The organism is Nostoc sp. C052 (genome assembly GCF_013393905.1).
Lineage (GTDB): Bacteria > Cyanobacteriota > Cyanobacteriia > Cyanobacteriales > Nostocaceae > Nostoc.
On sequence record NZ_CP040272.1, the window covers coordinates 817,349 to 831,187 of the forward strand.

Below are 13,839 nucleotides of genomic sequence, written 5' to 3' on the forward strand. Positions count from 1 at the left end.
ATTCAAAATTCAAAATGAATGCAGCGTAAGCGTTTCATCGATTTTGAATGGGTGGTTTATTTACGCCGTGTTGTACTAGCTTCTCAATTTTAGAGAAGCTAGCTACTACTACGATTGGTGAATAATTTTATTTTCTCCTTAATCTAGAGAATGTTCGGCTATTTTGGTTGATTAGGGCGATTTTCTTGGGGAGAAGTTACACCATCGCTAGGAGGATGAGGTGGAATACCTAGTGCATCGATCAACTGTTGTTCTGTAACTCCTAACTTTGCGGCTGCGGCTTTCAAATCAGGTCTGAGTGGACGTTGATTGCGATCGCCTGCATTTGGAGGATTAGCAGGAACTCCTAACGCAGCCTTTAACTGTGCTTCAGTGACTCCTAACTTTGCGGCTGCGGCTTTCAAATCAGGTCTGAGTGGACGTTGATTGCGATCGCCTGCATTTGGAGGATTAGCAGGAACTCCTAAAGCAGCCTTTAACTGTGCTTCTGTAACTCCTAACTTGGTGGCTGCGGCTTTTAAATCAGGTCTGAGTGGACGTTGATTGCGATCGCCTGCATTTGGAGGATTAGCAGGAACTCCTAAAGCAGCCTTTAACTGTGCTTCTGTAACTCCTAACTTGGTGGCTGCGGCGGCAAAATCCGGTCTGAGTGGACGTTGATTGCGATCGCCTGCATTCGGAGGATTCGCAGGAACTCCTAACGCAGCCTTTAACTGTGCTTCTGTAACTCCTAACTTTGTGGCTGCGGCTTTTAAATCAGGTCTGAGTGGACGTTGATTGCGATCGCCTGCATTTGGAGGATTAGCAGGAACTCCCAAGGCAGCTTTTAACTGTGCTTCTGTAACTCCTAACTTGGTGGCTGCGGCGGCAAAATCCGGTTTGGGTGGACGTTGATTGCGATCGCCTGCATTTGGAGGATTAGCAGGAACTCCTAAAGCAGCCTTTAACTGTGCTTCTGTAACTCCTAACTTGGTGGCTGCGGCGGCAAAATCCGGTTTGGGTGGACGTTGATTGCGATCGCCTGCATTTGGAGGATTAGCAGGAAATCCCAAGGCAGCTTTTAACTGTGCTTCAGTGACTCCTAACTTTGTGGCTGCGGCGGCAAAATCCGGTCTAGGTGGACGCGGCTGTTCATTTGATGGTTGATTGGGTGGTTGTTGCGCCTGTGCTATGCGATCGAATTGATTAGCGGCATTTGCTTGATTGAGTGAAATAAAACCAAATGTGCCAACCAGAACAGGAATTGCTGTCACTACTAAAACTCGACGAATATTCATCATTAAATCTCCAAAAGTTTATGTTTCTAATTAAGTCATCTCAAAATGACAGCCTAACCTCTTTTTGAATTACAGTTTTGTAATTTTAGTCAGGAATGCTCTGACAATATCACCGAACAAGGCTAAAGTAAAAAGTTAAAAGGCAAAAGAAAGAAAAAGAAAAATGCTCACAGAGCAACTAAATTTATTTATGGATTGAGCCACCTCAAAATTACAGCTTGTCTATTTTATAAATTACAGTTTTGTAATTTAAACAGAAAATAATGAATTTAGAATGGAATAATATATGAACTCATAAATACTTGTGAACGTTCTATTTGTCGAAGATGAAGCGAAAATTGCCAACTTTGTCCGGGCTGGGCTGAAGGAGCAGGGATTTGTTGTAGATTACTGCGATAATGGTGATGAAGGATATCTGCGAGCATTAGATAACGAATATGATGTGATTTTACTCGACATTATGATGCCGGGAAAAGATGGACTATCGATTCTAAAACTATTGCGGCGGCAAGGTCGAAATACTCCAGTAATTTTGTTGACGGCTCGGAATGAACTAGACGATCGCTTGCAAGGACTCAATTTGGGAGCCGATGACTATATCGCTAAACCGTTTTTTGTGGAAGAGTTAGTGGCTAGAATTCATGCCGTTGTGCGCCGGAGTGTGAGCGAACGCCAAAATGTACTTGGCGTTGGGCCGATTAAACTCGATCGCATCACCAGAGAAGTCACTTGCAATCACCAGGCGATAGAACTCACCAGCCGCGAATTTAATCTTCTAGAATATCTGATGCGCTCTCCCGGACGCGTTTTCACTCGGACTCAAATTCTAGAACACGTTTGGGGTTACGACTTTAACCCTAACACCAACGTTGTGGATGTTTGTATTCAGCGAATTCGTAAAAAAATTGACCCCATTGATGAAGCAGTCTGGATTGAAAGCATTCGAGGGGTTGGATACCGATTTCGCAAGCCAGATTCTTCCTCATGAAACTTGATTCCTTTCGACTCCGCCTTGCTCTGTTGTCTGCGGCTTTAGCTGGAAGCACATTAGTCGGATTTGGTGCAATTTCCTGGTTGCAGATTTACAATGCTAAGATTAGCCGTCTGGATGCAGAACTATTAAATCAATTGCTGCGGGTAACTCCGAACTCGCCTCAACGACAGGAACCTCCCGTTCCCGGAAGTTTTTTCCAATCAGGCGATCGCCAATCTTACAAAGATTCATTGTCTTATACTTTTGGAACCAATACCAAAACTCCCGTCGCCGTTCTGGTGCTTGATTCAAACGGCAATATACTTTATCAATCAAACTCCTTACCTGCCGATCTTGAAGTGAATCGTCTGTTGCTGGCGCGTCTCCAGTTGACACCAGCACCCCCGAAAAGAGAACCACCGCCTTTATCCCCCAATACAAATCCACCCTTCGAGCCGCCGCCGCCGATTCGTCCACGTCCACCTCAACTTGTCACTGAACACACGACAAAAGCAGTCTGGCGGATTGGGGCCACTAAATTTCCCAATGCTCAGATTGCCATTGCCGTTAGCTTACAAGCCGTCGATCAAGAAATGGCTAGCATTCGCAATATCTTTCTGGTTTCAATTCCGGGAGCGCTGTTGCTAGTTGCAGTGGGAGCATGGTTAGTTTCTGGTGGTGCTTTGCGTCCCATCCGTCAATTAACGGGTGTAATTCAACAGGTGACTGTCAAAGGCTTAGATCAGCGGATTCCCATTGGAACAACTGATGTGGAATTTGTCGAACTGATTCAGGTGTTTAACTTGATGTTGGAACGCTTGGAACGCAGTTTTACTCAAGCTTCCCGCTTTAGTGGTGATGCGGCTCATGAACTAAAAACCCCACTAACTATTTTACAAGGCGAACTCGAACGAACACTACAGCAGGTTGATTCTGGTAGTGAAGTACAACAGCGCTTAAGCAACCTGTTGGATGAGGTGCGCCGCCTGAGTGGAATTATGCGGAAACTCTTGTTGCTATCTCTGGCAGATGCAGGAAAAATGAGCTTGTATTTGGTTGAGGTAGATATGTCTGAGTTGCTCATGGAAATGCTAGAAGATATGGAAATGCTAGCTCCCCAGTTGACTGTGCAAACTGACTTCACTGATGGACTGTGGGTAAAAGGCGATCGCGATCTTTTAATTCAAGTTTTGCAAAACCTGTTCAGTAATGCCATCAAATACAATCTTCCCGACGGCTGGATCAAAATTCGCGCTCATCAAACTCCAGCAACCCTTAATGTAACCATTGTCAACGCATCCCAAGATATTCCAGCGAACGAATGCGATCGCATTTTTGACCGCTTCTATCGCGGCGATCCCTCACGTAACCGCAAAATAGAAGGAATCGGACTAGGACTCAGCCTATCCCGCGAAATTGCCCGCGCCCATCGTGGCGATCTCACCCTTGACTCAACACCTTTAGGTCAAACAGCATTCACCCTGACTTTACCATTGAAGTTATAAAATTGAGCTATGCCTGCGGCGGGCTTTGCCTACGGTACTGATATAAAATTAAGACACAGCCCTTAGAATGACTGGTTCCTAGCCTAAAGGCTGGGAACCGATTTTGAGAGGCTCTGCCTCCAGTGGCTTGATCAGACAGAGGCAGAGCCTCTGGGAACGAGGTGACACATGCCTTTCGGCTTTTATTAGTGCCATTCATTGCTGATATTAATGAAGTGGACGCAGAAGTGTAATTTTGCCTATACTCGTCTCTTGACTGAGTTGTGCCACATAGAGATTTCCATTGGCAGGATTCTCAACCAAATCCAATGGACTTGGGTTAAAACCAGTGAAGCCAGTAATACCCGTTTGGAAATTGACAATATCCAAGTTTGCACCGCCTGGTGTTAGCACAATGATGTCTTTCCCAGCACTGAAGCGTGTCACCAGCAGTTTACCTTGCAGCTGACCACCTAAAACATTACTACGATATTCAATGACACCATTTGGTGAAAAATGCTCTCCAAAATCGAAGGCAATACCCTTCCAATTTCGGTCAGGTAAAGTACCAACAGGATATTCATTTATCTGAACTGGATCTATACCAGCGGTGGGATTTCCTCCACTCAACACCCACTCACAACGCTTAGGATTGGGATGACCATAATAACCATTTTTAACAACGCGAAACAAAAAGTCTCGCTGCGTACCTATACTGCTAAGTCCAGGTACAGATGGACTCGTATAAATCCCATTAGTAGCTTTATCAATCCGGTTTTGGCAGGCAAGAGGTAGGGGAATAGGTGTATTTGGCGTATTGCCACCTGCTGCTGAACCATTCATTGGCACATATAACTGACCATTGGTGTGCCAAACCAGATCGTAGGCATTACGTACACCGCTAGCAAAGATAGTTACAGCTGCTCCGAGACCAAATGGGTTATAAGTACCTCCATCCTCCGTTTTAACGCTCAAAGGAGGTGAGGTAATTTTGGACAGGTCAACTCGTAATACAGCACCAGTTAACAACCGTTCAGGACGGTTACTCCAGGCTGTGTTTGGAGCGCCCGTACTACTATTACTACCCTGCAACACATACAGCACATTTGGCTCACTGGGCTTAAACTCAATGCTGTTGGTTAGATGATCTCGGCTCGATCGCGGTAAATCAACCACATAGTCTTGTACTGTCTCTAAGTTGATACCGCTCAATCGAGTAATTTTACCAGTCCACTCTGGCGCGTCAACAGTTGAATTCCAATAGTAGTTGTTTGTTACCCATAGAATTAAGTTGCTTGCATTTGTTGATGAAGGAGCAAAGTGCATACCAATGATAGTTCGATTACCACCATTTGCAGTCTGCAATGAAGAAATTGTTTGTGGCGTACCCAAAGTGCCATTAGCATTGATCGGGAAACGCAAAATTTCACCTAGTAAGGTAGCAGCATAGAGTTTATTGTCAGGCCCAATCAATACTGTGGTGTAAGGTTTGGCAGGTACATTTGCTAGGGAAACTTGCTCAAAAGTAATATTGCTGACTGGGTTAACGAAGATGCCTGTTGTGAAACTGATGCTGTAGGGTAAGAATGCCACACCATTACTATCTTTAACTCCATCGGTGATTTGTAAAAAATATTTAGTATTGTTCTTCAGACGATTTATCGGGGACAATACAATCACATCTCCACCGCCCGAAGTGTTGTAATTGACATTGACTTGTGTATTAGTGCTGCTATCGATCAGCTTGATGGTTGAAGCAGAAATGCTATTAACTGCAATCCCACTGTTAGGCAGATTTACGTCTGCGGTAATCGAGATATCTGGCGACACATTTGTTTGACTATCAGTGGGATTGCTTATTCTGACTGAGGGCTGATTACCTGGTGCGATCGCAATATAATTAAGTTTGGTATTCTGACCACCTCTAGCATCAATTGTCAGCTTGCCATCAGCAACATTTACAATTCGGGTAACTGCGGTAAACTTTTTGGTTGCTGTTGGTACAAAGCCAGCAATAGCAGGCGTACCCTCGATATTAATCTGGTGGTTACTATCTACAGCATTACCAGCATCACCGACACTAACAGTCACATTGTACGAACCATTAGACAAAGCATATTCCCAAGCAGCAGGGATCTTCACTGCTGCTCCCGAATAGGCAACAGGATATTGTAGATGAATCAGTCTATTAAGTCGTTGATCGATGCCACTTTGGTTGCGATCGCGTGTATTAAGTTGAATATCAAGGGGAGTAGGTGTAGTATTACCTAAGCTATCTTCACGCACCCAACCAAAACCTCGAGTATTATCGTAAGCTTGACCAACGTCTTTAATATACCCAGATGGTACAGAAACGTTATTTGGTTGAAAAGCAATTGCTTGAACAGTAACTAATAAAAGTATTTTGGGTTTAATATTGTAAATCATACATGCCTTGCCGTTGTAGTCGTAGTTGATATACGAGTAACCCATTGACATTGGCCAAGTATCTGCAATGATTAATTCCGGCGATCTTTGACTAGCCAAAAACGAATGTAATGACCTGCAAGATTGAGGGAAAGCATTATTTTGATCGGTTTTCTGGTTACTCTTAGAGAATATTTAAAAAGCCGCAAAGTATACTAGACTGGACTTACACAAAATCATGAAAAAATGAACTGCATACTCTTAGTGGTCTGTCAATAAATAATTGATCGATAGATTCCTTATAGAGACGGCGATTCATCGCGTCTCTTGTCTTAACCGAACAATATTGGGGTTATAAAAGTTTAGGAAAAAAACAAGCATCCATTGACTCGCCCGCCTCTTGACTTCAAATATGTGGAATATAGCGACTTAGCCAATCAGCATTTTCACGTAGGATATGCAGAATACTTCCGTGAACGACCGTTTCCAAATGTAGCCGCTCCTTTAAAGGGAAAGAGTAGTAAACGTTAGGGTGTCTAGATGATTCCTCTACCTCTTCGACTACATAGCGATTAGGGACATGACTTAAAATGTGGGCAATTAGCTTTTGCCGCAATTCATGAATTGAAAAAGCTAATTGATAAGGATGTTCAGGATACTCATTCAAGACATTATCTATTTCTTGAATGACGATTGGCAATGTTAAATTGATTAATGCGTGCGACATTTTTTAGCAACCTAATTAAAAAGAAAAATCTTAGGATTTACTTCTGATTTTCCTAGTCTTGTTTATAAAACAGAATTCAGGAGTCAGAATTACAGTAGATTGGGAGTTGTGAGGTAAGCTAATCGTCATTCAAATTGCATCATTTTCATGCTAATAAAAGCTGCAAACCCTCTCCCTTGCCCCCTGCACCCCTGCGATCTCAATGTGCAAACTAAGAAAGCGATTGAGGGTGAGGTAAACCAGGGACATAAATTGTATGTTACTTAATTCTTATTTCTTACTTGCAAAGTGCTGTGATTTTGTACGACTAGCGAATAAATAACTGGGTTTAATACCCCCATAAAATAAGAAAATTTGGTGGTCTTAACTAGGTGACATAACAAGCACGAACAATCAGTACTAAGTCTGTCACTCACTTTCCGCAAGGTATCTCCCACTGATAGCACAGTGGTAGCGAGTCCGTGAGCATCTTGATTCCGAATTCTTCTTCAAAAAACTGGCATCTCCTGACGGCAACAGCTACAACGCCAATAAAGCCCTCCCATGCTGATGTGGCGGAGTAAAACAGTTGAACATCCAAGGCAAGTATGCCTGCTGTTCATGCAGTGCTTGATTGTTTTTATGAAATAGGCTCTTGAGTGCGATCTAGTTTTAAATGCTTTGACAGCAGCATTAAATTGCTTAATAAAGCATTCACTAAAAAACCTGGATTGATTTTGATAACTGTGTAACCTCTAGCCAAAAAGCTTTCACAGCTTGCTCTAATTGGTCTTATAAGGAACAGAATAACAACCAGATGTTTGAAATCGAGTATTTACAAGCGTTTGATTTATGCTTGAATTGTATTAATTAAGCAAGAAGTTTAGCTTTTTCCTATTGATAGATGATACTGCGATTCATTTCATCTATCTAAGGGCAGATTATTGCTCTTGTAGTAGTTTTTGATCACATAATATTAATTGGATCTACATCAATGGTTAAACTCACAGACGAAGGACAAAGCGATCGCACTTCTTCCCAATCTGGCAACTTTGGTAAGGCATCGGGGTCAAATTTAATCAATATCTGCCAGCGATAACGATTAGCTACTCGTAAAATACTTGCTGGTGCTGGGCCTAATATTTCAAATTCTTCTTCTGTACTCAAGGTTGTAGCAATAATTTGCGCCGTATTTTGCACTTGAATCGGGTCGAGACTACTTAAGCGCAACAAAATTAACCGCCCATAAGGGGGATAATTAAGTGCTTGGCGTTGTTCTAACTCAGCTTGAGAGAAAGACTGGTAATCGTGCGATCGCACTGCTGCAATTACCTGATGCTCTGTAGTATAAGTCTGCACAATCACTCTACCCGGATCTTCGCCTCTCCCGGCACGCCCAGCGACTTGAGTCAAGGTTTGAAATGCCCGTTCGCTGGCACGATAATCTGATAAATTTAGCAGTCCATCGGCGGCGACAACGCCCACAAGTGTCACCTGTGGTAAATCCAAACCCTTGGTGAGCATTTGCGTACCAACTAACAAATCTGCTTCGCCGTTGGCAAACTGCGTGAGTAGGGTACGATGTGAGCCTTTGTTGCGGGTGGTATCGCTATCAAAACGAATCAAGCGCAACTCTGGAAACTGTCGCGCTAATTCTTGTGTGACTCGTTGAGTACCGCTACCGAAAAATTTCAGGTAAGGGGAACTACAATCAGGGCAAAATTTGGGGTGCGATCGCGCATAATTACAATAATGACACCGCAATAATTCTGGCGCTTTTTCTTCGGTGTGGTGATATGCCAGCGACACATCACAATGCGGACATTCCAACACATATCCGCAACTACGGCAAGAGACAAAAGTACTGTGTCCCCGGCGATGAATAAATAAAATTCCCTGTTGTTTTCTTTCTTGCAACTCTTGCAAAGCTGCTTGCAGCGATCTACTAAATATAGAACGATTTCCCTGCTGCAACTCTTGCCGCATATCGACGATTTCCACTGGCGGTAAAGGGCGAGAGTTGATGCGCTCAGGCAAACTTAAATAATGAGTGCCGAGTGAAGAGTTAGGAGTTATGAATTCTCCCCCTGCCCCCTGCCCCCTGCCCCCTGCCCCCTGCATACTTACCCAACTCTCCAACGAAGGCGTAGCAGAACCCAACACCAAGGGGCAATTTTCTAATTCGGCTCGCCATTGGGCAACGGTGCGGGCGTGGTAGGTGGGTATGGGGGAATCTTGTTTAAAGCTGCTGTCGTGTTCTTCATCTAAAATAATTAAACCCAAGTTGGGTAAAGGGGCAAAAACAGCGCTACGAGTCCCAATGACAACTTGGGGTTCTCCTGTGAGCATAAGCCGCCAAGTATCGTAACGTTCACCATCGGAGAGGGCGCTGTGATAGACGCTGACTTTATTACCAAAACGGGCACGAAAACGATCGGTTAGCTGGGGTGTAAGTCCAATTTCTGGGACTAAAACTAGAGCAGATTTACCTTGGTTGAGGAGAGGTGCGATCGCTTGCAAATATACTTCGGTTTTTCCTGAACCTGTCACCCCATGCAATAAAACTTGAGCAAATCCATCTAGTGTCTGGATTGTCGCTAAGGCGCTAGCTTGGGCTGTAGTTAAAGATTTAGCACCATCACCTACTAATGTTGGGCCTTGTTCTGTTCGCAATACTTCCCGTTCTTCAACAACGATGTAACCTTTTTGTGTCAAAGTTTTGAGAATAGAGGAACTAGCATTGCAAATTTGCAGTAATTCATTTTGCCATAACTCCCCACCCTGTCGCCGCAGCACTTCTAAAATCTCTCGTTGGCGAGTAGTTAACTCTTGGTCAATTGTACCTGTGAGCGTGACTGCTTTTTGCAACTTTGGTCGAGTCAATCGCGGTGGTTCTAAGTAGCTTTCTACTAAACCAAATCGTAATAATTCCCGAATTCCCCGATAAGCAGATTTGACTTTTTGCTGAAGGTAAACAAAACTGTAGTCCCCCGCCGGCTGCCCTTGCAAAAGTTCCCAAACTTGCCGCGCCGTCGGAGTCAAAAAAGCCAAAGGATCGGCAGATCCCAGCAAATAACCACTTCCCCCTGCCCTCTGCCCCCTGCCCCCTGCCTCTCTCCCTCCAACCAGGCGGATACGACGCTGCGATCGCCCCAGCAACCCTGGTGGCAGAGCAACCCGGATTACTTGAATCAGCGGCGTATAGTAATATGCAGCTACTCGGTTGAGTAATTCCCAATAAGCACTTGGGAAAAATCCAACGCTGACTATATCTTCTACTTCCCGGATTTTTTCTGGTGGTAAATCGATATTTGGTTGTGCCAGTAACCGAATAGCGATCGCTCCTAATTGTTGTGCCCCAAATGGCACGCTCAAAATATCCCCTGGTTTGATTTCTAACTGGGCTGGCAATCGATAAGTAAATAGTCCTGTACTTCCTGGACAATCTACTAATACTTCAACCCACCGATTCAGATTTGCACCTGACTGGTATGATTCACCTGCTTGGGCCACCACTAGAGGAGATAAATTTATTTCATTAATATACATACTTGTTGACTTTATCTTTAGATATTTTCCTCACCTAGCTGGTTAAAATCAACCTCGCTCACTCAGCTCTGATTTTTCTTTTTCTTAAATTTAAATGGTATTTCTCAATACTGTTATTCTTCATAATACTTGATAATTTTCCTCTTATGTAATCTACTAGACAAATTCGTATCAACTATACATGCAATAAATATTTGGTGCCCACTATACAAATAAAAGCATGTCGGCTATTACTGCAACAGTTGCTCTATCTACTAAATATGGAGTAGCCTTTTTCCGCCTATCGGTAGATATTCAACTTTATCTGCTTATGAGATGCTTTTATACAAGGTAACATCCTACCAAAATTAATCTGCCATTCCTGTAATTTGTCTCCTGTAGGCACTTTTAAATCAAATTGGTAATACATAAATTGAGTAGTAAGTTTTTCTCTTATCTAGTGACATCTAGCACTTAAGATATTAAAAATATTTAGAAAAATATATGAAAGTTTAAGAAAATTGAATGATTAACTGAGATTTTTATATTTGTTAAGGTTGAGAAAGTTTGAGGGGGATTTGACATATTTGATAATTCAGAAAAAAATGAAGAATATATCTGTCGGGAATCTGAGAAGAAATGTTTTTTTGGGTGCTAAGGTAAGTTTCGCTATAGGTTGTATATAACTGTAACCTATATGTGCTAAGTAGATGCCGATTTTTATTTCTGTAGATAAATTAGCATCAGCCTGTATTTCGCTATCTAAAGGGGTGCATCGTCCATTAGGGAAAACTACCAAGCCTCAAAAGAGTAGGTGTAACTAAATTCTGTACCAAATAAAGCAACAATCCCTAAAGGAAACTATGAATATTGTTGAATTAGGAAAAATGGAAATAATGGAGAATGCTGCTGATATTGAAGAACCATCACTCGATAGTTTAAATGCAGTAGCAGAAGAAGAGTCTCCAATTGTAGTAGAAAATCAGGAATCAGACGAACGCGATGGAGATGAAATGGCGGCGGCTCGTCCTTCGGGATACAACAAAACCGAACATGATGATGCTGTTGGCGCATTTTTTAAAGAAATGGCGCGTTATCCGCTCTTAAAAGCTGATGAAGAAGTAGAATTAGCGCGGCGAGTCAGATTTCTAGAAGAAGTCAGAGAAATACAAGCGGCTTTAGAGTTAAGACTGGAACGTGAAGCCAGCAAACTAGAAGTAGCTTCCGAGCTAGAAATGACAGAAAAGCAATTAGAAAGTCGCTTGTATCAAGGGAGAGTAGCGAAACGCAAAATGATTCGCTCAAACTTAAGATTGGTAGTATCTATTGCCAAGCGATACCTAAATCGAGGAGTGCCTTTTCTGGATTTAATTCAGGAAGGAGCAATGGGTTTAAATCGTGCTACCGAAAAGTTTGATCCCGATAAAGGATATAAGTTTTCTACTTACGCTTATTGGTGGATTAGACAAGCAATTACCAGAGCTATAGCTAACGATGCACGGACAATTCGGCTACCTATACATATTGTTGAAAAGCTGAACAAGCTGAAAAAAGCTCAACGGGAACTCAAACAAAAACTGTCTCGTAATCCCACTGAAGCTGAAATGGCAGAAGCTTTGGAAATGAGTGTACAACAACTACGCCAGCTACAACAACTACGGCGACAAGCACTTTCTCTCAACCATCGTGTCGGTAAAGAAGAAGACACAGAATTGATGGATTTGCTAGAAGATGAAGACAACTTGTCTCCAGAAGCAAAAATGAATGAAAACATGATGCGTCAGGAGATTTGGGAAGTCTTGGGTGACGTGTTAACTCCACGAGAGAAAGATGTGATTTCTCTGCGCTATGGTTTGACAACCAGCGAACCCTGCACTTTAGAAGAAGTTGGCAATATGTTCAATCTTTCTCGTGAGCGAGTGCGTCAAATTCAAAGCAAAGCCATGCGGAAATTGCGCCGTCCTCACATAGCTAAACGCTTAAAAGGTTGGTTGGTTTAATTACATTACTGATGCAATACCTAAGCTAATTAGTTTTGCAATTCTCAAAAATCAGGCGTTTTGTAGCTTTTTTCGGCTCTTATTTAGTCAATATTCAAAAAAATTGCCCAGTTACCTATAGACTATGGACTATCAACTATGGACTATAGACTAATGACTCCGGGTAATAATTTGATTGTGCGTTTTGCCGAACCAGCCGATTACAGCGTACTGTTTAAATTAATTGAAGGACTTGCAGAGTATGAAAAATTATCTCACGCTGTTACTGGCAATGCTCTAGCACTTCAGGAGCATTTATTTGGTTCACGGAGATATGTAGAGGCAATCTTAGCGGAATCTGCGGGTCAAGCTGTTGGTTTTGCGCTGTTTTTTCATAATTATTCAACATTTCTGACTAAGCCAGGAATTTATCTGGAAGATTTATTTGTTTTACCAGAATATCGCAGGCAAGGTATTGGTAAGGCTCTCCTGACTAAAGTAGCTCAAATAGCTGTAGAACGTGATTGTGGCCGATTAGAGTGGAGTGTCTTGGATTGGAACGAGTCAGCCCAAGCATTTTACCGGAGTATGGGAGCATCTATATTAGATGATTGGCGAATTTGTCGCGTTACAGAAGATGCGCTGATTCACTTAGGAGCGATAAAATAAAAATAAAGGATGAAGTATAAAAGATGAATAAAAAAAATTTCATCTTAAATATTTCATCCTTAAATTTTGATTATTTTTTGATAAAATATTCAAAATTATATAAATACGAAAAATACGAATAATTTAATATCGCTTTATTCTAAATGTAGTGTTTTGTCAAGAGGCATCTTCTCCTAAGAGATTACTCTTTACTAACAACCCTAAATCTAAAAAACCTCAAAGATTCAAAAACTAAAAATTTTATTTAATAAAGCGAAGTTTGACAGCCTGTCGTTTGACTATGGTAGCGGCTCAACTGACAATTATGGAGGATATTGCACCGAATAAGCCGTTATTGCAGAGGGAACACGAAATGAAAAAAATGATTACAGTCATGCTGTTAGGCATAGCAATCTTCACCTTTGCCTTCAGTAGTCCAGCTTTGGCAGGGGATGCTGCTAGTGGAGCTAAAGTATTTAGTGCCAATTGTGCTTCTTGTCATGCGGGAGGAAAGAATTTGGTTCAAGCTGCCAAAAACTTAAAGAAGGAGGCTTTGGAAAAGTATGGTTTGTACTCAACAGAGGCAATTATTGCCCAAGTTACAAACGGTAAAAATGCTATGCCTGCCTTCGGCAAACGTTTGAAGCCTGAACAAATTGAAAATGTAGCTGCTTATGTGCTTTCACAAGCAGATAAGGGGTGGAAGTAGACTAAAATCTAACTTAAAAATTTAACAATTAGCGGGGCTTTTTGTCCTCGCTAATTTTGTTACTACTGAAATGATCAAATAGGATGCTTATACCAATTTTGGCTTAAGAGTCTTTACAAAAAGACTGTT

At 42.2% G+C, this 13,839-nt stretch carries 9 protein-coding genes; 5 read left to right on the plus strand and 4 right to left on the minus strand.

The annotated features are described in order from the left end of the window. Window positions 1–158: 158 nt before the first annotated feature. Window positions 159–1,280, minus strand: coding sequence for a hypothetical protein (locus FD723_RS42410; protein ID WP_256875043.1), 1,122 nt, complete (start codon window positions 1,278–1,280; stop codon window positions 159–161). 301 nt (window positions 1,281–1,581) lie between these two features. On the opposite strand from FD723_RS42410, the gene FD723_RS03425 reads away from it, so the two are divergent. Further along, complete coding sequence (locus tag FD723_RS03425) at window positions 1,582–2,265, plus strand: response regulator transcription factor (RefSeq protein ID WP_179064096.1); 684 nt, start codon at window positions 1,582–1,584, stop codon at window positions 2,263–2,265. Continuing rightward, the gene (locus FD723_RS03430) at window positions 2,262–3,755 is read left to right on the plus strand and encodes a cell wall metabolism sensor histidine kinase WalK (RefSeq protein ID WP_179064097.1); all 1,494 of its coding nucleotides are present in this window, start codon (window positions 2,262–2,264) and stop codon (window positions 3,753–3,755) included. The genes FD723_RS03425 and FD723_RS03430 overlap by 4 nt, the downstream gene beginning before the upstream one ends. A gap of 207 nt (window positions 3,756–3,962) precedes the next feature. Here the strand turns inward: FD723_RS03430 and FD723_RS03435 are convergent, their stop codons facing one another. From FD723_RS03435 to priA, 3 genes are all read right to left on the minus strand, one after another. Next, a complete protein-coding gene (locus tag FD723_RS03435) occupies window positions 3,963–6,260 on the minus strand; it encodes an Ig-like domain-containing protein (protein WP_218651786.1) in 2,298 nt (765 codons plus the stop codon). A gap of 286 nt (window positions 6,261–6,546) precedes the next feature. Beyond that, window positions 6,547–6,867, minus strand: coding sequence for a hypothetical protein (locus FD723_RS03440; RefSeq protein WP_179064098.1), 321 nt, complete (start codon window positions 6,865–6,867; stop codon window positions 6,547–6,549). A 945-nt stretch (window positions 6,868–7,812) separates the two neighbouring features. Next, window positions 7,813–10,395, minus strand: coding sequence for a primosomal protein N' (gene priA / locus FD723_RS03445; RefSeq protein WP_179064099.1), 2,583 nt, complete (start codon window positions 10,393–10,395; stop codon window positions 7,813–7,815). Window positions 10,396–11,201: 806 nt separating this feature from the next. Between priA and FD723_RS03450 the strand changes: the two genes are divergently transcribed. From FD723_RS03450 to petJ, 3 genes are all read left to right on the plus strand, one after another. Then, window positions 11,202–12,374, plus strand: a complete 1,173-nt coding sequence (locus FD723_RS03450; RefSeq protein WP_179069017.1) for an RpoD/SigA family RNA polymerase sigma factor — start codon at window positions 11,202–11,204, stop codon at window positions 12,372–12,374. 153 nt (window positions 12,375–12,527) lie between these two features. After that, a complete protein-coding gene (locus tag FD723_RS03455) occupies window positions 12,528–13,022 on the plus strand; it encodes a GNAT family N-acetyltransferase (RefSeq protein WP_179069018.1) in 495 nt (164 codons plus the stop codon). Window positions 13,023–13,374: 352 nt separating this feature from the next. After that, window positions 13,375–13,710 carry a cytochrome c6 PetJ gene (petJ, locus tag FD723_RS03460; protein WP_179069019.1) on the plus strand — a complete coding sequence of 112 codons (336 nt, stop codon included), beginning with the start codon at window positions 13,375–13,377 and terminating at the stop codon, window positions 13,708–13,710. Window positions 13,711–13,839: the final 129 nt, after the last annotated feature.

What these genes read in the sequence shown, in the direction of transcription:
- petJ (WP_179069019.1), top strand. Translation starts at nt 13,375, where the DNA reads ATGAAAAAAATGATTACAGTCATGCTGTTAGGCATAGCAATCTTCACC.
- FD723_RS42410 (WP_256875043.1), bottom strand. Translation starts at nt 1,280, where the DNA reads ATGATGAATATTCGTCGAGTTTTAGTAGTGACAGCAATTCCTGTTCTG.
- priA (WP_179064099.1), bottom strand. Translation starts at nt 10,395, where the DNA reads ATGTATATTAATGAAATAAATTTATCTCCTCTAGTGGTGGCCCAAGCA.
- FD723_RS03440 (WP_179064098.1), bottom strand. Translation starts at nt 6,867, where the DNA reads ATGTCGCACGCATTAATCAATTTAACATTGCCAATCGTCATTCAAGAA.
- FD723_RS03455 (WP_179069018.1), top strand. Translation starts at nt 12,528, where the DNA reads ATGACTCCGGGTAATAATTTGATTGTGCGTTTTGCCGAACCAGCCGAT.
- FD723_RS03430 (WP_179064097.1), top strand. Translation starts at nt 2,262, where the DNA reads ATGAAACTTGATTCCTTTCGACTCCGCCTTGCTCTGTTGTCTGCGGCT.